Raw genomic sequence first — 20,470 nt, 5'->3', positions numbered from 1 at the left:
CGAACCGTGGTAGCTTGACTTTCGTATTGAGCAGGTAAGAATACATCGCTTCCTCCAAGGACCCACACGCACATGCATCGCATTTATACACCAACCCTGATTCTCATCCTGGCCACGCTGTTGGCAGTGGGACCAGGGTGGTGTCGTTTGCATTGTGCCGCTTCCAATGACTTCGGGGATGCGCCGGTTGTATCGTGTTGCCAAGCGAAAAAGGCGAACACCTCTCAGCAGCAGCACGTTCCGACTAGCCCCGATTGCCGCTGTCAAATTCAGCCGGTTACTTTCGAAGTTCGTGCCCTGGCCGTTGACCAGGTCCCGGTCGTCTACGTTGCCGACCTCTTTGCGTCGCGTACGATCGCTGCTCTGCCAGTGCTTATGCCGAGCGTGTCGATTAGCGACACGAAAGCCTCGGTTCCGATTCACGTTCTGAAGTGTGTCTGGCGCTGTTAACGACGTTCTGTCGACTGCCATTAATTAGCTATCTCAAGATCCGTGTGCGCGGAAAATCCGTGCCACAGCGATCACGCTGACACATAACATTCATTTTGAAAATAAGGACGTGACTATGATCACTAAAATTGCATTTGGTTCTTTGTTGGCTTTCGGACTGGGTTTCGGAGCTTTGGCTGTTCCTGGCACCTCGGCAGCGACGGCGTCTCAAGCCGACTGCTGCACCTTGGGTCTGGCATGCTGCGAAACTCAGGAAGCTTGCTGCGAGAAAGATAAGCCTGCGTGCTGCGAAGAAGGTCAGGCTTGCTGCGATGCCGTAGCCGCCTGCTGCAGCAAATAGGGCCGACTTAAAACGAAAGTCCGAGTAATGACGGGCCCCTTTTCAGGTTTTGACCCTGAAAAGGGGCTTTTTCTGTGCAATTGCGACACACTTGGTTGAAGCAGGCAACCAGGGTAGGAATAATAGACTTCCCTCTCTAAACCCCCATCCACTCACTCAACTTAGGATTTTTCTACCCATGCAAAAAACGTGGCTCATGCTCGGTCTGTTGCTTTTCTGTTTCACAGCAACGGTTCAGGCCGAAGAAGGTTGGACAGAACTGTTCAATGGCAAAGACCTAACCGGCTGGACGCAGAAGAACGGCACCGCGACTTACGAAGTAGTCGACGGCACCATCCTCGGCACGACCAAGACCGGCAGCCCTAATTCGTTCCTTTGCAGTGACAAGGACTACGGCGACTTTGAACTTGAGTTCGATGTCAAAGTTCACGATCGCTTGAATTCGGGTGTGCAGATCCGTTCGCAAACCAAAGGCAACACCAACGAAGGTCGCGTGAACGGACCACAGGTCGAAATCGAAGCAGGCAAAGCGGAAGCTGGCTACGTCTACGGCGAAGCAACCGGCCGCGGTTGGTTGACCCCGAAAGAACGTCTCAAGCCTCACTCGCACTTCAAAGACGGCGAATGGAATCACTTCCGAATCGTTGCCAAAGGCCCACAGATTCAAACCTGGATCAACGGCGAACCAATCGAAACGCTGAACGATGCCGAGATCTACAAGACCCACCCTAAAGGCTTCCTTGGCCTGCAGGTGCATGGGATCGCTAAGGATCAAGGACCTTACACCGTGGCTTGGAAAAACATCAAGCTCAAGAATCTCGACGACTAGTTTCGCCGTTGATTCGTAGCCAAATCATTAGGAGGCCGTTCCATCTGGAACGGCCTCTTTTTGTTGAACCGGGAAGCTCCACGGTGATTGCCGCACGACCATTGTTACCCATTACCATCTCGGTTCCACGTTGAGGGAAGTACCGAACAATCAAGGAAATTGCGGGCTATTCAGCACAAACTCCTTTCTAGAAGCACCTTTTCTTAAAGTGGTGCGCAATTTGGCATGCCCATTGCCATTAACCTTTTCTAAATCAATTCGTGAATAATCGTCATCTAATAACGGATGACGAAATTTGAATGCGTTTGCAACTGTGTCGTAACAACGTATTCACGAACTTGGAAGTTCTCTGTTCTCTTGAGAAAGGACATCAATATGAAAATTTCGTCTAGTAATTGGATCTTAGGTCTGGTCGCGGCGACAGGCTTGGCGCTGGCCGGCTCGTTGAACGCCCAAGATGTGGGCGGAGCCGTCGAGGCAGCTGGCGATTCCGCTAGTGGCGCAGTCGAAGCTGCAGGAAACGCCGCCGCTGGTGCGCAAGACGCTGTCGACACGGGTGCTCAGGCAGGTGCCAAAGCAGCCGGCGAAGTCAGCCCACCCAACACCCCCGAAGCACCGACGCAAGGGCTAACCGACTCGATCGAAGGGGCTACCCAAGGTCAAGTTGATTCGTCCATTGACGCCAGTGCTCCGAACCTAAACGACAACGTGCCAACGCCGCCTCAAGCGGATGTTAACGCCAACGTCGATGTCGATGCCGAAGCCAATCGTCGCGGTGCCGCCGACGCTCGCGTAGATGCCGATGCTCGAGTCGACGGTGACGCTCGTATCAACGCCGATGCTCGGATGCGAGATCGAGATGGTCGCGACCGAGGCGACTTTGATCGTGATGATCGAATCCGTGACCGAGACGACCGCGTCCGTGATGGTCGTGACCGCGATAACTACGATCGTCGAGATCGTGACCGTCGCGACGACGATCGATCCGCTCGCTGGCGTTTCAAGAACCAGAACGGCGTGTGGTGGTATTGGACCCCAGCCAACAACTGGATGGTTTACCGTAACAACGGTTGGGTTCGTTATAACGGTCCAGGCTACGGACACGGTGGCGACTGGTACGACAACTACCAGCCACGTCGCTCGACCGGTTACCGCGGTTCGCCCTACAGCGATGGTTACTACTATCGCGATAACGACGGCACGCGTTTCTATTACGAAAATGGTCGTCAGCACTACTACGACAACAACGGTCGGTACTACATGGACGGAGGTCGACGCAACTACGATCGTCGATTTGCCGATCCTGATGTCCGCCGTGGTGCTGGCATCGGAGCCGGCATTGGTGGAGCCATCGGTGGTCGAGAAGGTGCCCGAATCGGCGCTGGTATTGGTGCCGCCGTCGGCGACGCCGCTGACTAGTCGCTAGTCGACTAACTAAGAAATCTGGATGAGAAGGCCCCGCGAAGAGAAATCTTGGCGGGGCCTTTATTATGCGCTCGGCTTACTTCTGCATTCCCAGCGAAAGCGACATCGGTTTGCTGCCGCGAATAAGGTCGATCTCTACCTTTTCGCCTGGCATGCAGTTTTGCACGGCATACGCCAGCAAATCGGTCTCACGCAGAAGGTCATTGCGGCCATCGAACGCGACCAGGATGTCATCGACCTTGAAACCCGTTTTCCTGGCCAACCCATGTTTGCCATGGCGACCTGCACTGCGTACCCTCAAGGCCATCTTCTGTGGATCGGTGATTCCTGCACTCTTACGCTCTTCAGGCGTCAATTCTTCAAGCTTCATGCCGCCCAACGCCATGGCCCGCATTGGCCAGGCACCCACGCGCCACGAAAGGTCATCTTGTTGACGCCATCCTTCGGTAAGCTTGATCGGCTTGATGATGCGTTTGCCATCGCGGACAATCTCGGCCTGCAGGCTGTCTTGGTCCTGAGCATGATGCAGCACCCACTGGATATCGGCGATCGAGAGAATGACTTGCCCATTCAAAGCAAAGACCTGATCGCCCGCCTGAAGACCGGCCTGCTCGGCAATCGAGCCTGAAGCGACTTCTTTCAGGGTGTTCATCTCGCTCGGGTCGATAATCATCCCCAGTGTTTTAGGGTGCGGATAGGGGAAGACAAATTCATCGGGAATCGCTTTCCCGCGATCTCGAAAAACAGACTTCTGAGCGTCGCCAATCTGATGGCAGTGAATACAGCTTTGAACCACATCCCCTTCATAGTTCAGCGTGTCGGTGTATTTGTCTTTCAACGAAGGAAACTTCTCAGGCGACGAATAAAGCGGCTTATCGCCATGCTTGCCGGCAAAGTAGGCTTTATTGCCAGGGTAGTTCGCATGCAGCTTGAGGCCCCCATCGAGTGCCTTGGCCAGGCCTTCAATCGAAACGTCGCTGGTCCAGTCGGTACGGTGCGAGCGTGTGCCGAAACGTCCGTAAATCGTCTTGTCGGCATTCATCAGAAACACGGCAAACGATTGGTCGTAGTCGTACTGAAACAGATCGAGGTCAAGACCGTTGGTACCGACGATCCGCACACGAACGTACTGATCGAGCAGCTTCCGTAGGACAGGATCCTTTTCCATGATCTCTTCGTCGAGCTTGACGCACTCTTCGCACGGAATGCAACGCAAGACAACCAGCAAAGGCTTGCCGGTCTCTTGGGCCTGCTTGACCCCTTCTTCAAAGCCGTTGTAAATCCAATAGCCGTCCGATAGAACCTTTTCGCGGTCTCCTAAGACCTTTTCTTCACGCGTTTGGTGGACTGAATTCTTTCCGTCTTCCGCCAGCAAGGGGACTCCGCAGACAAGGCTGATCCCCATTGCGCAAACGGAACGTAAAACGAAATTCATCAAAGGTCTCCCGGGAACAAAATGAGTGAGGCGAAGCGTCTAACGGTAGCCAGTTACGGCTTGGGATGGCGAAAGCAGTAAAGCCCGTCAACGCTTCGTAAGTAGAGCGAGTCGTCCAAGGGGACGCCGGATGCCTGAAACCCAGAAGGGAAGTCGGCCTGGCTGACTTCGATGTACTCTTCTGGCGAAGCCTTGAATACGGTTGCGTGTCCGTCGTCGGTAAAGGCATACAAGTTCTCGCCGGCGCAGATGAGCGAGGCCCGGTAGTTGCCGCCGATTCGTTTGATCCAGTCGACATCCCCCGTTTTCGCATCGCGGCAAGAGACCACGCCATCGTCATCCAGCATGAAGATCTTGTCGTCAATAAACACGGGGCCAGGCCGCAGCGGCACGCCTTTGCCGGCGCTCCACTTCAAGTGGCTCGCGGTGATGTCGCCACTGCCGGACGGATCGACAGCCACGATCAAATTTTTGCCATGGCCGGGGAACGTGTAAACGAGCCCGTGACGATAGATCGGACGAATGGCCGCGTTCATGCCGCCGTGCTTGACGCTCCACAGAATATCGCCCGTTTCGGGATCGAACGCCTGAGTCTCGGCCGCGCTGGGATAAATCAACTGGCGTCGACCATCATGCGTGATCAACAGGCCGGTCGAATATGCTTTCATCCAGTCGCCGTTGTCGGTGTTGTACTTGATGTTGCGATCGGTTTTCCAAACCGTTTGGCCGGTCTTTTTATCCAACGCAACAACGTACTGCACGTCGAATCCATCGAAGGCCACGTACATGTTTTTGTCGTCAACAATAGGAGAAGACGCAGGCCCACGGTGGTGGTCGCATGGAAGGTCGCGACGCTCCCACAGCTTTTTACCGGTCTTCGTGTCGAGACATGCCGTGCCGTATCTGCCGAAGTGGACATAGATGCGTCCCTCTTCAATCGCCGGCGTGCACGAGGCATAGCTATTGGTCAGATGCGCTTCGTCGACTTCGTCGTTCTCGAACAACAGGATGTCGAACTTTTTCTCGCCCGTGTTTCGGTCGTAGCACAGCACCGATTGCTGCTTGCCATCTTCGGTGGCGGTGGTAATCCACAGTTGATCTCCCCAGACTACGGGCGACGACCAGCCTCGGCCGTGCGGCTCGGCCTTCCAGGCCATGTTGAGCGGTTTACTTAAGTCGGTAGGAACCTTGGCTGAAAAGTTGGCTCCGTTACCATCCGAGCCACGAAATTCGGGCCAATGGTTCTCGGCCGACAAAGTGTTCCACGAAAGCAGTGTCAGGCAGAAAGAAACAATAATCGGCAGACGCATTCAGCAATACCCTTAACGAGGTTAGAGCGGGGAGGATCATTGCGCTAGGCGGTGGGAAGCCATATTATCGTCGGCATGCTCTAGTCGAGTCAACTCAATTGCCCTTCATAACCGAGACATAGCATCTACAATAGCGTAACCCGAGAAGAAGCACTTGCGCACCCTAAAGAGAGATTCCAGTGGGATTTGAAGGTTATATTTTCGACTTGGACGGCACCCTGGCCGATACCATGCCCGCCCACTATTTGTCGTGGCGTCAGATCACGCAGAAGCATGGGCTGGATTTTTCCGAAGATCGCTTTTATTCGCTAGGGGGCGTTCCTACCGAAAGGATCTTCAATCTTCTGGCCGAGGAACAAGGCGTCTCGCTCAATGCGAACGAATGTGCTCACGAGAAGGAAAATGCCTTCGTCGAGTTGCTTTCGGAAGTCGGCCCCATCGAGCCGGTTGTGGAAGTGGTCCGACTGAATCATGGCAAAGTCCCGATGGCCGTTGCCACCGGAGCAATGCGGTGGGTCATGGAGCGGATTCTCACCCAGTTGGAAATTACCGACTATTTCCAGGCTTTTGTTTGCTCGGAAGATACCACGCGACATAAGCCATTTCCGGATGTCTTTCTGGAAGCGGCCACGCGGCTAGGAGTCGCTCCGGAAAAGTGCTGCGTCTACGAAGATGCCCAACTCGGAATCGAAGCCGGTCAGGCGGCCGGAATGCACGTGATCGACGTCCGAGAATTTCATACCCCACGGCGGATCACGGCCGGTGCTTAGGGGCCGTTAGGTTTCATGCTTACCAATATCTATCATCACAAAATCGATGTCGTAACCGACGACATCGACGTCCAGGGACACGTTAATAACCTCGTCTACTTGAAGTGGATGCAGGATGCGGCGGTGGCTCATTCCTTGGAAAAGGGATGGGGGCATGACCAGTACGGCAAGCTCGGCTGCAGTTGGGTCGTCCGGGCCCATCAAATCGAATACCACTTTCCTGCGTTTGAGAACGACCAACTCGTAGTCGTTACCTGGGTCGATTCATTCCGACGCGCGTCCTGCATTCGCAAGTACGAAATTCGCCGCGAAAGCGATCAAAAGAATCTCGCCATCGCCCAAACCAATTGGGCGTTCGTCAATCTAGAAAAACGCATGCCGGCACGCGTCCCGCAAGAGATCATCGAAGCATTTAAGTCGGACGGAATCGCCCAAACCTCGTAACGCCAGTTCGAGCCGCGTCACAAAAAGAAGCCCTCACGCCCCGGGCAAGTCAAACCTCAGGTACCCACTTTCTCTCATGGGTGGCTCAGAAATTCATCTCTGAGTGGCCAATGGCCACAAGCGGCTAATACAACCGGCCTGAACCCAAAAGCAAGTATCGATCAGTAAGGCCTCACGCGAACGCGGGTCGAACGCCTGGTCCCCGGTTCCGCGCGAATCCAAAAAAATTTTCATTTGAGCACTATACATATGCTACACCAGGCTGGTATATCTAAATCATGCCCAGGGGACGCTTCCCCGGCACCATGCCTATTTTCTTTTTAGGCATACGAAATCCGTACCCAGTTCGCTGCTAGATAAGCAGCAAACCGTAGGGCCCCGCGCGAACGCGGGTCGTATACCGGGTACCCGCTTCGCGACCCGCGACACGCGGGCCCTACTAAACTAACCCATCACTTTGCACACAAATATTTACGAGTACCATTATGTCCCATCACCACGAAAAACCTGAAAAACACGAACCGGGCGCCTCCGCGCACGGTTCGCAGGTTGCCGTGATCGATGGCAACCGACTCCTATGCCCCTGCTGCGGAGAAGTCCTGGCAATACTGGCCGACGAGCCTCCGAAAGAGCCACCCTTCGAGAACCCCATGCACCGGGCCGAGTACGGCAACGATCCGCTGGGCCGCCCGCAAGGGGCGACCTTGAGCGCGATCATTCGAAGGCAAGAAGCCCAAGAGGCGATCACACGTGAGCCCAAAGAACCCCCGCAAGTAACCGAAGAAGAACACTTCACACGGCTTATGGACGAAGCAGGTCCCAGTTACCGGGCAGATCCGTTGGTCGTACGCATCGATCCCGAGATCGAAGCGTACGAATTCCCCAAGGAAGATCCGCCCGAGATCCCGAAACCAAAGAAGAGCACGCCTCCTAAGCTTCCACCACTGGAGCCTAGACCAAAACGCGAGCGCCAGCTTCACCATCGTTACCGCGAGCGGGAAATCCGTCGCAGCAAACAACCAATCCAAGAGCCGTTGTCCTACCAAGAGAAACGGTTCTTTGCCTGGACCTACTACCGCATGAAAGCACTCAACCTGCAACTGCAGGGGGAAATATGCGCCAAGCAGGAAGAGATCGACGCGTTAGAGCGTGAACTCAACCGCCCGAACGATACGCCCTCCACCAAAGAATACCCAACCGCCCAGCCAACAAAACGCCGGGTGCCATGCCCACGTCTTCATGGGCATGGAAAAAGGGTCATCCAAAACAGAAGACGCGACCGAGTACGTCAAGCCAAAGAACGCGGTCCACCCTAACCCAGGGTAGGGTGTGAGCAGAGACGCGAAGCGGAACGTATCGCACCAAATACGGTCTCCATCCCATGGCAACGCGACAACGTTGTGCATGGTGCGACTGGCTGCGCTACTCAGCACCCTACGGCAGAAGAGGGCTCTCTTGTCCCCTCTCCCCTGAGAACGGGGGCGAGGAAACCGGAGATGCGCATGGTAACGCGACAACGTTGTTCATGGCACGGCTGGCTGCGCTGTTGGCCTGACGGCGTAAGTAACGCCACCTAAACGAAACCGTTTTCACCCCATTCAGCCCCAAAATAGGCCTTTTCTTCCTTACTACCCGCATTTTCTGATTTCTGGGGTCAAATCTTGGAATCGAAGCTAAGCGGTTCGTATACTTAGGGATAGGTTTTCTTTTTCTTTCCCGCTGGAACGTGCCTGTGCCGAGCCGGAGCCATCACATACCGCGATGCGCGTCGCTCGTCATCCTAGCGATGACGAGCTTGGGCTGCTGCGCGGTTGCTCAGGCCGAGATCTTTCACTTGGCCAGTGGCGGAAGCGTAGAAGGAACCTTGTTGAATCCCGACGAATCGCCTCGGTCGACGTACCAGGTTCAGACCGACAGCGGAACGCTTGTCTTGGGCCGCACGACGGTTCGCGAGGTCGTGGCGTTTTCTGCTCAGCTTAAGAAGTACGAAGAATTTCTGCCTCGCATGCCAGACACCATCGAGGGCCAATTTCAGATGGCCAGGTGGTGCGACCAAAACAATCTGCCTGACAAACGCGACTACCATTATTACGAGATCCTGAAACGCGAGCCGGACAACGTCGACGCGCGTAAGGCGTTGGGTTACGAACGCTTTCAAAAAAAGTGGATCATTCGCGACGACTGGATGCGGAACCAAGGTTACGTTCGTGATGGCGGACGATGGCGATTTCCTCAAGATCTCAAGATGATGGAGAGCGATCGCAACATCGAGGACCAACAAGTCGAGTGGCGAAAGCAGATTCGGATTTGGCGATCGTGGCTCAAGCGTGGCGGCGACAAGGCCCAGGAAGCTGCCCGAGAACTGCAAAAGGTTGACGATCCCAATGCAGGGCTGGCCGTGATCGAATTGCTGAATGACGAAGACCATCCGGCCGTGCGAGAATTGCTAGTCGATGCCCTGTCGAACATAAAAACGCCACAAACGACGATGGCCCTAGTGAAGCTGGCCGCTAACGATCCGAACGATTCGATCCGCGACCGAGCGACGATTGGCCTTGAGAAACGCGACTATCAAATGGCCGTGAGCTATCTCATCGGGCAGCTAAAAAGTGCCAACAACACGACCGTTAATCGTGCGGCGATTGTCCTGGGGCGTTTGAAGCATCCGGCCAGCATCCTTCCCTTGATGGATGCATTGGTGACGACGCACAAGTTTCAAGTGACCCGAGGGTCGCAGCCTGGCCGGACAAATGCCGCGTTCGATAGCACCGGCGGCGGGGGGATGTCTTTCGGTCAAGAGAAGGCCAGGATCGTCGAGCAAGATCTTCAAAATCAAGGCGTACGCGTCGCTTTGAAACAGGTTCTCGAAGAGGAAGTCGACTATCATTTCAACGAAGCCGGCTGGAAGACCTGGTACGCGAACAAGAAGATGCCGCTGGACGTCGATCTTCGCCGAGATTAGTCGCGTTACACCTACGCGAACCGCTCGGCCTGTTTGCGAATGTCCATCCCTACCATCTCTTCCCAGGCGGCAATCAACCGCTTAAAAATCGGCCCAGGCTTGCCTACGCTGATTGGCTTGCCGTTCCATTGATTGCACGGCACGATGCACGGCGATGTGCTGGTTAACAAGACTTCATCGGCCGTGGCGAAATCTTCCGGCGTGAGCTGCCGGTGCGTTACAGGAATGGCCAACTCGTCGGCCAGCTTTTCGAGGGTCGCAATGCTGATGCCTGGTAACACCAGGTCAGCCGGCGGAAGCTCGAGGCCGGTGTCGGGGTGATACTTTGCGATGTTGGCCGTGGTGGCTTCCATCACGTAGCCTTCGTGGTCTAACAGCACGGCCCTGGCGGCTGGGTCTTCGCGTTTGGCTTCCAGGTCGGCCAGGTAATAGTGCACACGCGAGCGGACTTTCAATTCACGCGGCCAGCAGTCGACCGGCGTCTGGCGTGTTTTGGGAACGACCAGCGGCTGGCCAACTTCGTACAAACTGGCGAACGTATCGAACGCAACCATCTGGGTATGAACGCCCAGGCGACCTGTTTTATGAGAGCGATAGGCCTGATCCATCGAACCAGGCGTGATGAAGATGGTAACGCCCAAGTCCGAGCCGGCAGGCAGCAAGGGGTAATTGTGCTCGATGATCTGATGGATCACATCGGTGAGCGATTCACGCGATTCGGGCGACTGGACATCAAGAATCTCTAGGCTCTTCCAGAGTCGATCGAGGTGCTGATCCAGTCGAAAGACCTTGCCGTTAAAAGTTCGGCACTGCTCTGCGATGGTCGTTCCCAGCTGAAACCCAGCATCGTTCAAGGGAATAGTCAGCTCATTGCGTGGAATCCAAGTTCCTTCCCAATAAGCGATCGGCGGAGCCATGGGAGTTGTCCTTTCAATGCGGGAAAGCAATTGCCTCGATCGTCACTGCGACCGAGACGAGCTTACCGCAGATGGCTCTTCGGGGGAAGTTGACGCCTCGTCGTCAGGGGACGTGGCCGACGTCAGTTGAATGAGGTTGTCTGGTTGAGACTTGGAACCACACCCAGAACCGCAGCCCCCGCCACACGAACCGGCTGCGCCCTGAATCCCTCGAATGACGGTCCAGCCAATGTAACCAGCAGCCGAAGCAACTACGACCAAGACAATTAAGTTCTGCCACATGGAAAACTCCTTGATTCAATCGTTACCAAAGGGCAGGGAAAGTCAAATTTGGGAGAGTGTGAAGTTTGAAGTGTTCAGTTTTCAGTAAGACAAGAACACCGTCTTAACTGAACACTGAAAACTTCACACTGTATCTATCCCAACATTATCGCTGCGGATACCTGGTAGGTTATCAGGGCTCCTACGTATGCTAGAACGGTCATGTAGACGAAGGTGAAGATGGGCCATCCCCAGCTGTTGGTTTCTCGTTTGATCACGGCCAACGTGGCGGCGCATTGGGCACATAAAGCGAAGAAGACCATGATCGACAAGGCAACCGGCACGTTGAATACGTTGCGGTCGGTCCCTTCCCATTTGGCACCTTTGATGGTATCGCGAAGCGGAGCGGACTCTTCGTCTTCGTCACCACCCAGGTTATAGAGAACGCCCATCGTGCTGATGATTACCTCGCGAGCTGGGAACGAAGCGATCGCGGCGCTGCCGATCTTCCAGTCCCAACCCAGTGGCTTGACGACCGGCTCGATCCAGTGCCCTGCCATGCCCAGGAAACTACTGCGAAGCAACTGGCCATCGATCTGGTTGTTGATTTCGGCCAGGCGTTCGTCAATTTGTGCGGCTTGTTCCTTGTTGGCTTCTTCACGCTGCGTTTCAAGCTGAGCGATTTCATCGGCAAATGGCGCGGTGACGGCTTCTTCGTTGCGTGGGAAGTACGACAAGGCCCACACAATGACCGTCATGGCGAAGATCAGCGTTCCGGCCCGTTTGACGAACGCCCAACCCTTTTCCACCATCACCAGCAGCACGCCGGTGATCGACGGGAATTTGTAGCTGGGAAGCTCCATCACAAACGGAGGCGTTTCGCCAGGAAGGATCGTCCGGCGAAGCACAAAAGCCACGCCCACGGCCGCGACAATCCCCAGCAGGTACATACTGAGCATGACTAGCGTATGCAGCGAGAGGACGCCACCGTACGTTTCATCGGGAATGAATGCCGCCGTCAGCAGCACATAAACCGGCATGCGAGCACTGCAACTCATTAGCGGAGCGACCAGGATGGTAATCAAGCGATCGCGGCGATTTTCGATCACGCGTGCTGCCATGATGCCAGGGATCGCACAGGCAAAGCTAGACAGCAGCGGAATGAACGACTTACCGCTCAGGCCAATTTTGCTGAACAAGCGATCCATTAAGTAGGCTGCCCGAGATAGGTATCCGCAGTCTTCCAAGATCGCAATGAAGAAGAACAGAATGCAAATCTGCGGCAGGAAGACGAGCACGCCACCGACGCCAGCAATAACGCCGTCGATCAACAGCGACTTGAGTGCGCCATCGGCCAGGCTGGCATCGACAAAGCCGCCGATGATCTCGAAGAACCCTTCGATGTACTCCATTAGATTCCCCGCCACCAGGTCGCTGAAAACGGCCTGAAACATAAGGGTCATGATGAAGATAAAGAATAGCGAACCGCCGATTCGATTGGTCAGAATACGATCGATTCGGTCCGACCAGGTAACCTTGCGGGTTGCTTCACGCGTGACGATTCCGTCCAACACACCTTGCACCCACTGGTAACGTGAGATCGCTTCGATGGCCGGTACCGGCTGGCCTAACTCGGCGAGTTGATTACGTGACTCGACAATCCAGCTGTGCAGTTCCTGACCGCCGCTGGTGAGTTCCTGCTCGAGGTAGCCGCTGGTATCCAGCAGCAGGCGTTCGGCCAGGTACCGCGTCGCTTGCGGATCGTGCTGCTGCAACTTGGTATGCAGCTGGCCGACCTTGTCGCAAAACTCTTCGGGGAAAGGGCTTTCAACCGGAACGGATTCTCGGTCAAGCAGCGAAACGATCGTGTCGCGCAGTTGGTCGAGGCCTCCGCGGCGATGGGCCAGCGTGGCGACGACCGGCACGCCGAGTCGTTGTTCGAGTTTCGCGACGTCGACCGAGATTCCTTTGTCCTGGGCGATGTCCCCCATGTTCAGCGCTACAACCGTCGGCAGTCCAAGCTCTTTGACTTGACTGACGATGTACAAGTTGCGCTCAAGATTGCTGGCATCGACAATCACCAGCACGGCGTTGGGTTTGGCTTCCTGGGCCTGGCGTCCGAGCAAGACATCGACCGTTACCATTTCGTCAGGCGAACGCGGGGCGAGACTGTAGGTGCCTGGCAGGTCGATCAGTTCGACCTTCTGCCCGTTGTGAGTGAACGCGCCATGCTTCTTCTCGACGGTCACGCCGGGGTAGTTGCCCGTTTTTTGGCGGATGCCAGACAACGCGTTGAAGAGGGTCGACTTGCCGGTGTTGGGGTTTCCGACCAAGGCAACATTTAACGTTCGAGCGGGTGCGTCGACAGACATGCGGCAGGCTATTGGGGGTTGGCTGTTCGAGGGATTCGAGACACGTCGCGATGGACAACATGCGGCGCGGCGAGATTGGTACTTGTTACAGAGTTAACTCACGAGTTCCACCAGGTCGGCTTCCGTCTTACGCAGGCTCAGGTGGTAGCCGCGAATCTCCACCTCTAACGGATCGCCGAAAGGAGCCGAGCCAATCATCTTGACGCTGCTGCCGGGAGTCATGCCCATTTCCATTAGTCGCACGGCCGCCACGTTGGTGGCATCGATCGAGGCGATGACGGCTTCCTGACCGACTGCAAGCTGCGACAACTTCGACATTATGCTTTGTCCGTACTGACCAAAATGTTCAATATGTCGGAAGGCCGAAAGCAAAGCTTCGACTGACCGACACGAATGATGCAAGGACTGCCGCTTTGCAGCATCTCGATTTCCGTTCCGGCCTGAAGACCCATCTCGGCCATCCGCTTGACATCGTCTTGCCCGCCAACGACCTGAGAAATCCGCACCACGGACCCAGGCTGAATCATGCTCAGGGGAATATCGGGAAACATCGCTTGCCTGCTAATTGAGAGTAGTTCTCAGTAGAGAAATCTTAACTGAGGCACACGTTTGTGGCAAGATGCCGAATTGTTGGGTCCAATGGGTAGATGGAATGAAAACCCGCAAGAGCCGTTGATCGTCTCGTTTTATGGCGGACATTACCACCACGAGAAAAACCATCTCGGAGCCATACCAGCATGAACGCACCTGCTTTTATTGCCGTTGTTATCCTCGGGCTGACGGCGGTCGAATCGTTCGGACAGAATCCATTTCAATCCGCCGACAAACAAGCGGAAGAGCGACGGCAGGCCGAGCAGCGAGATGCCCAACTGCAGCAGCGACCGGCACTGCCAGAAAAGCTGCGAGAGAAGCTCGACCAAATCCACAAAAGCAGGGAGCTTGCTGGTTCCGGAGGTGGACGGGATTCCGCTTACTATCACTACCATGTTCTCTACTTCGATGTGCTGAAACCCGATAGCGATGCACTGTTCGACACGCAGGGGCTGCAGGCAACGATGACGCAGCATCTATTAAGCATGTGCGGACTGGGCGAGGCGAAAGAGCCGCCGCAGTTTCCGTACGAGACGGTACTCGTCTTGAGCGAACTGCGAAAGAACCAGATGGCCCACGAGCTAACGCAACTTGCTCAAGACCCATCGCAGCCTACGGCGGTCCGATATGCGAGTATCTTTGCTCTCTATCGAGCCGGAGAGCCTTTTCGCGCGGACGACATGATCTCGATTTTAGAAAAGGAAACCTCCCACGAGTATCGAATCATCGGGCTGATTGCTTTGCTGTATGGCGGCGAAAAATGCGTTCCGACGCTGCTCAAAAATTTGGAAGACGAGAATGTCCAAATCGCCACGGCGGCCGCGTGTGGTCTCTACTATGCAAATCCTCCGGAGGCCCTGCTGCTGCTGGACGCGGCCTATCGTCGCCATGCTTACGGCAGCCCGCCACTTCTGATTTTGTCTGCGTTGGAACATTATGAAAATGAAGCTTGCCGCAAAGTGCTCGCCGACATGGTGCAAGATACTTTGGATGGCAAAATACCGATGCAAAATATGTATCGGATTCTAGGGGCGTTTGCCGGAGCGTGCGACCAGGACTGGAAACGCATCGCAGGCATTAAGAAGTTCGATCCGGTAGTCGAAGCCGAAGCAGCGCTGAAATGGTATTCGCAGCACGTCGCGAAACTGGGTCAAGAGTCTCGAATCCTCTCCGCTCAAGTGAACAATGCCCGCAATCAGTTGCACGTCGCCAAACGTGTGGAGCATCTGCGGCATGAAGAATACAAACGTCTCTTACTGCTGCAAGGCGACGAAATCGTCACGGCCGAAATGTCGTCGGCTGCCTATGCCAAGTGGCAAGCGGTGAGAGTGGAAGTATCGCAGAGACTTCAAGAGTTGAACCAATACGAGGCCCAGCTTAAGGGGTTGGATGCTCAGAAGCGTTGAGTTGGTCGCATCCAATACCTGCTTGATTGGAAAGTACTAGGTAGAATAAGGGCGAGATTGTCCGAAAGATTGAGGGCCTTAAGGCTTTGCCCGTCCTTTCCCCTTAACCGGCAACGCTTATATTCTTCACATTTGTGTGGTAAACTACCGGTATTTCCATTTCTACCCCGATTTTACATAGGGCGATTCGATGCAACAGCTTACGCCGGAAGGTAGCCGAATCGTCAACGATTTGGCCCAACGATATGGTTTCAGTACCGATGCCGTGACCCACATGATGATTGCCGTGCTCAATGGTAACGGTGGCATGGCTCAGTTTAGCCATCCTGAATTCGGCGGCTCTGGGCAGTGGATGCAGGGCGGGATGATGATGTTGGGCGATATGTTCAACTACGGCCTGAAGAACTCGGTAGGGGGGCTGTGCCAAGAGATCTCCAACATTCTGGCCAACCAGCCTGGGCTGTTGCGATCGGGCAGCTTTCAGTCGCAAAGCCAAAGTGGCGGCGGCCAGCAGAATCAAGCCAGCGGTTCGCCGATGGGGCAGTCGAGTCTGTTTGTGCCCGATCCGAATCAGAATTGGTGGCCGCAAGATCTCGGTTCTCCCAGTTCGACCGGATCGCAGAACAACGTACAGTATGCCTACTTCCCGAATATCTGTCGTCTTGCCGTGAAGACCGGTGGCGACGTGTGGGTGTACGACACGCAGAATCATCAGATCGGTGGATTCTCGCAGCAACAAGGGATGGGCAGTTCGATCACCTTCTCGAGCCAGTTCGGTACGGTGAGCCTGGGCACGCTGCCGGTCGTTTCGCAGAATGGTCAAACGCCACAGCCGCCTGCCCCTCAAGCGTCGACACCGCCACCTTCGCAGCCGGCTCCATCGTCGACGAACTCTTCGGCCAACGAAGCGAGTGTCTTCGACGCGATCGCCAAGTTGGGTGAGCTTCGCGACAAGGGATTTCTCAGCGACGACGAATTCAACTCGAAGAAGTCCGAGCTGCTCGGTCGGCTGTAAAGCCGAGCGTCGCTGCTAAGGGAACCAGCCGCGGATTACGGCTGGTTCAACTTTAGCATCGCCTCGCCAAACGCGTGACCGATGTGGAAGAACGTGTCGGCCCGGCCGTAGTAGTGATAGCCGCCGTCGAACGACTCGCCATCCGACACGATGTAAGGGCTCGTTTTGACGAACGCGACGTTCCCTTTGAATTCTGGCAGTTTGGAAACATCTTCCTGCATTTTGCGAAATGCGAAGTGCTTCTCGGCGTGACGCTTTTCAGGTTCGACCCCTTGTTGCCCGAGTTCGCCGATGACAAAGGGGAGCTTCGGGGCGTCTAAATCTTTGCGAACGTCGCGCACCAGGTTTTCCAGGTTCTGGCCATACTCGTCGACCTTCTTCTGGTCGATAACGTCGTTGAAGCCTTGAAAGAAGACGAACCCGGACAGCTGATAGCCTTCCTTCTGGTTGTAGTCTGGCACAATCTGATCGATGTTGGCCAGCGTCTTTTGGACGATACGGATCGTGTCGCGATACGCTTCGCCGTAGGTTTCCTCTGGCAGCGGTACGATCTCTTTCGTCTGGCGGTTTCGCTGGGTGTAATCTCCCTTGCCAGAGCTTGGCGGGCGAAAGCGAACTGCCAAGGCGCGTCCGCCCCAAGCACATTTGATGATGAGCACCTTCTCGTCCAATGCATTGCCGACGACGTGCCCGAACTCGAGTTCGGGGCCAAACCGATTGGTAGGCGTGCCGTAGCCCAGGCCCAGTTTGCCTCGCCCGCGATCGTCGTTGTATTGGATGAACACGTCGTCCCGTTCGACCCAACCATTGTCGTCACGCAGATGCTGATACGTTTTGGCCGTAGCCGGATCGGCCAGTAGTTGCTCGAGATGCTTGATCGCCCCTTTGCCTTCCATGTTGGATTGGCCGCACAGGATGAACACTTTCACCGGCGCCGCTTGCGATGCCGATGCAAGGAAGATTAAGGCGATGCTGGCCAAAGATGGAAAGGCAAAGGATGAGGAAACGTGCATAGGAGACTCCGAGACATGATCGCTTAGGACGCGTGAGCTATGTCTATTTTTTGTTAAAATACGCAACGATGCAAACCGACAGGAAAATGGTTCCCGGGGGTTCTACACTTCGTCTGCCCAGACTTTGAAGTCCTTTAATTCGTTCACGCCGAAGGTGGTCGTGAGTGCCACGTCGGCCGCATCCCGGCCACGGGCCATGAGGACTCGGCCAATGCGGGGTTTGTTGTTTCGTGCATCGAAGGCGTACCACTGGCCGCCTAAATAGGCCTCGAACCAGGCACTGAAATCCATCGGGTCAGCCGCTGCAGGCACACCGATGTCGCCCAGGTATCCGGTGCAGTAACGGGCCGGGATGTTGCAATTGCGGCAGAACGTAATGGCCAGATGCATATAGTCGCGGCAGACACCGACGCCTTCGCGATAAACGTCGACCGCCGTCCGATTGGCTCGGGCTTGCATGTAGTCGAACGTGATATGCTCGTGGACGAAGTCGCAGATGGCCTGCACGCGTTGCCAGCCAGGTGGTGTTTTTCCGAAGAGCTGCCAGGCGATATCCTTTAGCTCGCTGTCGACTTCACAGTAACGACTGGCCAGCAAGTACATGAGTGTCTCGTGGGGCAGGTCCTGAACTTGTGCCTGTCGGGCCTGAGGTGCTTGCAGGTCGGGTAGCCCGCTATCTTCGACAACCGCCGTGTTGCGAAAGGTGACACGGCCAGTCGGAGCAACCACTCGCCCGCAACGATTTCCGTACATGTCGTAGTACTGAGAAATCGGTAAGGAGGGTGTCGTTTGCAACAGATCAGGTTGCCGTGTGGTTAGCTCTCGAGTGGGATGCAGATAAAGCATCAACAACATCGGAGCTGGCTGCGGGGATTCAAAAGCTATTTCATAACCAACGCGAATGAGCATGGTAATCCGTTTTTGTTTTTCAAGTTGCGCCTAGTCTGATCGTAACAGGCGAACGAGCGGATTGCCCGACAATTTCAAAAACGGAGGAAGGTTTCCCTATTACTTAGGGGGCGAGAACGGTTTCGGCTTTCCGGCAGGCACCAGTTGCTGGCCGTCCTTTTCCAGACGAGCCTTGAGGTCCGCATAAGGGAGCTTCTGCAGTGCGCAGTCTTGATCGATCGCCAAGGCCGCGGCCGTTGCCGAGCTTTGCCCTAAGATCATGAAGACAGGCTCCATGCGGATGCTGCCAAACGCGATATGCGAACTCGACAAGCAGCACGGCACCAGCAAATTGGTGGCTTCCCCTTGTTTAGGGATCAAGCAGCGGTAACTGATGGCGTAACTACCGCCGGTGGCAACTTGCACGTCTCCTTCGTTTTGCACGGTACCGTCCGTGGAAACGAATCGCTGCACATTATGAGAGTCCATGTTGTACGAACCCAGGCCGACGCTGTCTTCGCAAAGACGCAGCCGACGACAATCGTGTTCCGTTTGCACGTAGTCGGAAACCATGCGGCGTGCTTCGCGGACATAGATTTGATAGGGCCAGTGGTCGTTGTCGACGAATTCATCTTGGGCCAATCCCCACTGGGCCATCTCGTCGCGAACCTGCTTGGGGACCCGGGCATGATTGGCGAGGGTCCACATCAGACCTTGTTGGTAGGTGCGATGCTGCGCGAGGATTTGCTCTCGTTCTTCGTAGCTCGCTTCGGGGTAGTCGTAGTTCATGCCGATGTTGTCGGTCGAGAAGGCTCCGTTATTGTTGGTATCGGTCTTGCCGTTAGGAGCCGGGGCAGGGTGCAGCGGCAAGCGAGGATCGCCGGCTTCGTAGTTGCGAAATAACAGCTCGTAGACGCTCTCGTCGTAGCCTTCAGGCTTGCGAAAGGGAACGCGGTTCTCCGGTACTCGTGACATGCACATGCGGTAGCAATAGGCCTGCACGCGATGATCGCCAGCACCTTCTTCGCCGGGGCCTTGGTCGTGCACGCCCCAAACCAGGCCGCTGCTGGGGTCGCCAGGGGTAACGTAAGGATCGACCGGAACGCGAAAGCGATGGTTCTTGACGTTCTTGGCGACCTCGACTCCATTGCCGATCTCGTCGTACTTCGCGTTGCTTTCTCGGCCGATGGTGTACGTTACGCCGGCGGCGGCCATGAGATCGCCTTCGTAGGTGGCGTCGATAAACATCTTTCCGGCCAGCGTCTTGCCGGAAAGGGTGGTGATTGAAACGATACGCTGGCCATCCATGCCCACGCCATGGTCGCGATCGAGCCATTGGTCGCGAAGGACTTCGATGTCGTTCTCGGCAATGAACTGCTCGAAGATGTTCTCGGCAACGTGGGGCTCGAAGACCCACCAGGTTTTGTTCTTCGAGTCGGAAGCACCGTGGGCTTCTCGTTGGGCGAGGTAGGCTCTGGGTGTTTGGTGGGGCCACGACTGCGGCTTGGCGTAATGCTGATAGATGCGATGATAGAACTCTTTGGCGATCCCACCGATGGCGTTCTGGCGACCACTGTCGGTACGGCCCAAGCCGTTGCTGGATAGCCCTCCCAGGTGAGTGTCGGGGCTGACGATCACCACCGACTTGCCCATCTGCTTCGCCTGCACGGCGGCGGCCACGCCGGCGCTCGTTCCGCCGTACACAACCAGATCGTACTGCGAGGCCTGCTGCGCGTAGCTGGGTGTCTGAGAGACCAACAGAGTGAAGAGCAGGGCGGTGAGGATATATCGTGGTATCATGCGAGCAAAATCCAGGATTGAGGAATCAGCGGGGATTGCGAGCGGTGGGAGAAAGACGACTTCCAACCGAAGTTGGGACTAGATTGTGTCAACTAGTTTGACGTATCTGAGCGTGAATGTCACCACATAAAATCCCACATGCCAAAATCTGTGGCGAGTCGGAGCAGGCTCAATGCATCTGGCGCCAACGAGACCGATCGTCGCGGAATCGCTGCTGACGACCGACGGCAGAAGCAAAAAGA

20 protein-coding genes are annotated in these 20,470 nt (G+C 55.5%); 10 read left to right on the top strand and 10 right to left on the bottom strand.

Translation table 11 applies throughout. The features are described 5' to 3' along the window. The first annotated feature begins 72 nt into the window (after window positions 1–72). The 4 genes from HOV93_RS13060 (at window position 73) to HOV93_RS13045 (ending at window position 3,038) form a co-directional block, all read left to right on the top strand. Complete coding sequence (locus tag HOV93_RS13060) at window positions 73–450, top strand: hypothetical protein (protein ID WP_207396954.1); 378 nt, start codon at window positions 73–75, stop codon at window positions 448–450. A gap of 115 nt (window positions 451–565) precedes the next feature. Further along, window positions 566–790, top strand: a complete 225-nt coding sequence (locus HOV93_RS13055) for a hypothetical protein (RefSeq protein ID WP_207396953.1) — start codon at window positions 566–568, stop codon at window positions 788–790. A 178-nt stretch (window positions 791–968) separates the two neighbouring features. Next, the gene (locus HOV93_RS13050) at window positions 969–1,619 is read left to right on the top strand and encodes a 3-keto-disaccharide hydrolase (RefSeq protein WP_207396952.1); all 651 of its coding nucleotides are present in this window, start codon (window positions 969–971) and stop codon (window positions 1,617–1,619) included. A 375-nt stretch (window positions 1,620–1,994) separates the two neighbouring features. Then, complete coding sequence (locus HOV93_RS13045) at window positions 1,995–3,038, top strand: hypothetical protein (RefSeq protein WP_207396951.1); 1,044 nt, start codon at window positions 1,995–1,997, stop codon at window positions 3,036–3,038. A gap of 82 nt (window positions 3,039–3,120) precedes the next feature. Here HOV93_RS13045 and HOV93_RS13040 read toward each other — a convergent pair whose 3' ends face one another. Both HOV93_RS13040 and HOV93_RS13035 read right to left on the bottom strand, forming a co-directional pair. Beyond that, window positions 3,121–4,479, bottom strand: a complete 1,359-nt coding sequence (locus HOV93_RS13040) for a Trx7/PDZ domain-containing (seleno)protein (RefSeq protein WP_207396950.1) — start codon at window positions 4,477–4,479, stop codon at window positions 3,121–3,123. Window positions 4,480–4,532: 53 nt separating this feature from the next. After that, entirely contained in the window at window positions 4,533–5,789 is a 1,257-nt protein-coding gene (locus HOV93_RS13035) for a PQQ-binding-like beta-propeller repeat protein (RefSeq protein ID WP_207396949.1), read from the bottom strand. 179 nt (window positions 5,790–5,968) lie between these two features. Here HOV93_RS13035 and HOV93_RS13030 point away from each other — a divergent pair, with 179 nt between their 5' ends. The 4 genes from HOV93_RS13030 (at window position 5,969) to HOV93_RS26410 (ending at window position 9,965) form a co-directional block, all read left to right on the top strand. After that, window positions 5,969–6,559, top strand: coding sequence for an HAD family hydrolase (locus HOV93_RS13030; RefSeq protein ID WP_207396948.1), 591 nt, complete (start codon window positions 5,969–5,971; stop codon window positions 6,557–6,559). Window positions 6,560–6,574: 15 nt separating this feature from the next. Beyond that, a complete protein-coding gene (locus HOV93_RS13025) occupies window positions 6,575–7,003 on the top strand; it encodes an acyl-CoA thioesterase (RefSeq protein WP_207396947.1) in 429 nt (142 codons plus the stop codon). Between the two features lie 485 nt (window positions 7,004–7,488). Beyond that, window positions 7,489–8,319 carry a hypothetical protein gene (locus HOV93_RS13020; protein ID WP_207396946.1) on the top strand — a complete coding sequence of 277 codons (831 nt, stop codon included), beginning with the start codon at window positions 7,489–7,491 and terminating at the stop codon, window positions 8,317–8,319. 416 nt (window positions 8,320–8,735) lie between these two features. Further along, window positions 8,736–9,965, top strand: a complete 1,230-nt coding sequence (locus HOV93_RS26410) for a HEAT repeat domain-containing protein (RefSeq protein ID WP_207396945.1) — start codon at window positions 8,736–8,738, stop codon at window positions 9,963–9,965. 11 nt (window positions 9,966–9,976) lie between these two features. Here HOV93_RS26410 and HOV93_RS13010 read toward each other — a convergent pair whose 3' ends face one another. The 5 genes from HOV93_RS13010 to HOV93_RS12990 form a co-directional block, all read right to left on the bottom strand. Beyond that, window positions 9,977–10,882: an aminotransferase class IV gene (locus HOV93_RS13010; protein ID WP_207396944.1), complete on the bottom strand. Its 906-nt coding sequence runs from the start codon at window positions 10,880–10,882 to the stop codon at window positions 9,977–9,979. 42 nt (window positions 10,883–10,924) lie between these two features. Then, the gene (locus HOV93_RS13005; protein WP_207396943.1) at window positions 10,925–11,164 is read right to left on the bottom strand and encodes a FeoB-associated Cys-rich membrane protein; all 240 of its coding nucleotides are present in this window, start codon (window positions 11,162–11,164) and stop codon (window positions 10,925–10,927) included. 134 nt (window positions 11,165–11,298) lie between these two features. Further along, the gene (gene feoB / locus HOV93_RS13000; RefSeq protein ID WP_207396942.1) at window positions 11,299–13,515 is read right to left on the bottom strand and encodes a ferrous iron transport protein B; all 2,217 of its coding nucleotides are present in this window, start codon (window positions 13,513–13,515) and stop codon (window positions 11,299–11,301) included. A 93-nt stretch (window positions 13,516–13,608) separates the two neighbouring features. Continuing rightward, on the bottom strand, window positions 13,609–13,833 hold the full coding sequence (locus HOV93_RS12995) for a FeoA family protein (protein ID WP_207396941.1): 225 nt from the start codon (window positions 13,831–13,833) through the stop codon (window positions 13,609–13,611). After that, a complete protein-coding gene (locus HOV93_RS12990) occupies window positions 13,833–14,066 on the bottom strand; it encodes a FeoA family protein (protein WP_207396940.1) in 234 nt (77 codons plus the stop codon). The genes HOV93_RS12995 and HOV93_RS12990 overlap by 1 nt, the downstream gene beginning before the upstream one ends. A 186-nt stretch (window positions 14,067–14,252) precedes the next feature. Here HOV93_RS12990 and HOV93_RS12985 point away from each other — a divergent pair, with 186 nt between their 5' ends. Together HOV93_RS12985 and HOV93_RS12980 are read left to right on the top strand one after the other, a co-directional pair. Further along, entirely contained in the window at window positions 14,253–15,512 is a 1,260-nt protein-coding gene (locus HOV93_RS12985; protein WP_207396939.1) for a HEAT repeat domain-containing protein, read from the top strand. 190 nt (window positions 15,513–15,702) lie between these two features. Beyond that, window positions 15,703–16,527, top strand: a complete 825-nt coding sequence (locus tag HOV93_RS12980) for an SHOCT domain-containing protein (RefSeq protein WP_207396938.1) — start codon at window positions 15,703–15,705, stop codon at window positions 16,525–16,527. A 35-nt stretch (window positions 16,528–16,562) separates the two neighbouring features. On the opposite strand, the gene HOV93_RS12975 is transcribed toward HOV93_RS12980, so the two are convergent. From HOV93_RS12975 to HOV93_RS12965, 3 genes are all read right to left on the bottom strand, one after another. Beyond that, window positions 16,563–17,540: a sialate O-acetylesterase gene (locus HOV93_RS12975; RefSeq protein WP_207396937.1), complete on the bottom strand. Its 978-nt coding sequence runs from the start codon at window positions 17,538–17,540 to the stop codon at window positions 16,563–16,565. 102 nt (window positions 17,541–17,642) lie between these two features. Further along, on the bottom strand, window positions 17,643–18,449 hold the full coding sequence (locus HOV93_RS12970; protein ID WP_207396936.1) for a transglutaminase-like domain-containing protein: 807 nt from the start codon (window positions 18,447–18,449) through the stop codon (window positions 17,643–17,645). A 99-nt stretch (window positions 18,450–18,548) separates the two neighbouring features. Then, window positions 18,549–20,228, bottom strand: a complete 1,680-nt coding sequence (locus tag HOV93_RS12965) for an FAD-dependent oxidoreductase (protein ID WP_207396935.1) — start codon at window positions 20,226–20,228, stop codon at window positions 18,549–18,551. Window positions 20,229–20,470 lie beyond the last annotated feature (242 nt).

It is taken from the genome of Bremerella alba (assembly GCF_013618625.1).
GTDB classification, from domain to species: domain Bacteria; phylum Planctomycetota; class Planctomycetia; order Pirellulales; family Pirellulaceae; genus Bremerella; species Bremerella alba.
Note: the sequence above shows the minus strand (reverse complement) of the source record. Positions and strands in the feature narration are given on the sequence as shown.

Coding starts and splice junctions, on each gene's coding strand:
- HOV93_RS13060 (WP_207396954.1), top strand. CDS start 73: ATGCATCGCATTTATACACCAACCCTGATTCTCATCCTGGCCACGCTG.
- HOV93_RS13055 (WP_207396953.1), top strand. CDS start 566: ATGATCACTAAAATTGCATTTGGTTCTTTGTTGGCTTTCGGACTGGGT.
- HOV93_RS13050 (WP_207396952.1), top strand. CDS start 969: ATGCAAAAAACGTGGCTCATGCTCGGTCTGTTGCTTTTCTGTTTCACA.
- HOV93_RS13045 (WP_207396951.1), top strand. CDS start 1,995: ATGAAAATTTCGTCTAGTAATTGGATCTTAGGTCTGGTCGCGGCGACA.
- HOV93_RS13040 (WP_207396950.1), bottom strand. CDS start 4,479: ATGAATTTCGTTTTACGTTCCGTTTGCGCAATGGGGATCAGCCTTGTC.
- HOV93_RS13035 (WP_207396949.1), bottom strand. CDS start 5,789: ATGCGTCTGCCGATTATTGTTTCTTTCTGCCTGACACTGCTTTCGTGG.
- HOV93_RS13025 (WP_207396947.1), top strand. CDS start 6,575: ATGCTTACCAATATCTATCATCACAAAATCGATGTCGTAACCGACGAC.
- HOV93_RS13020 (WP_207396946.1), top strand. CDS start 7,489: ATGTCCCATCACCACGAAAAACCTGAAAAACACGAACCGGGCGCCTCC.
- HOV93_RS13010 (WP_207396944.1), bottom strand. CDS start 10,882: ATGGCTCCGCCGATCGCTTATTGGGAAGGAACTTGGATTCCACGCAAT.
- HOV93_RS13005 (WP_207396943.1), bottom strand. CDS start 11,164: ATGTGGCAGAACTTAATTGTCTTGGTCGTAGTTGCTTCGGCTGCTGGT.
- feoB (WP_207396942.1), bottom strand. CDS start 13,515: ATGTCTGTCGACGCACCCGCTCGAACGTTAAATGTTGCCTTGGTCGGA.
- HOV93_RS12995 (WP_207396941.1), bottom strand. CDS start 13,833: ATGTCGAAGTTGTCGCAGCTTGCAGTCGGTCAGGAAGCCGTCATCGCC.
- HOV93_RS12990 (WP_207396940.1), bottom strand. CDS start 14,066: ATGTTTCCCGATATTCCCCTGAGCATGATTCAGCCTGGGTCCGTGGTG.
- HOV93_RS12985 (WP_207396939.1), top strand. CDS start 14,253: ATGAACGCACCTGCTTTTATTGCCGTTGTTATCCTCGGGCTGACGGCG.
- HOV93_RS12980 (WP_207396938.1), top strand. CDS start 15,703: ATGCAACAGCTTACGCCGGAAGGTAGCCGAATCGTCAACGATTTGGCC.
- HOV93_RS12975 (WP_207396937.1), bottom strand. CDS start 17,540: ATGCACGTTTCCTCATCCTTTGCCTTTCCATCTTTGGCCAGCATCGCC.
- HOV93_RS12970 (WP_207396936.1), bottom strand. CDS start 18,449: ATGCTCATTCGCGTTGGTTATGAAATAGCTTTTGAATCCCCGCAGCCA.
- HOV93_RS12965 (WP_207396935.1), bottom strand. CDS start 20,228: ATGATACCACGATATATCCTCACCGCCCTGCTCTTCACTCTGTTGGTC.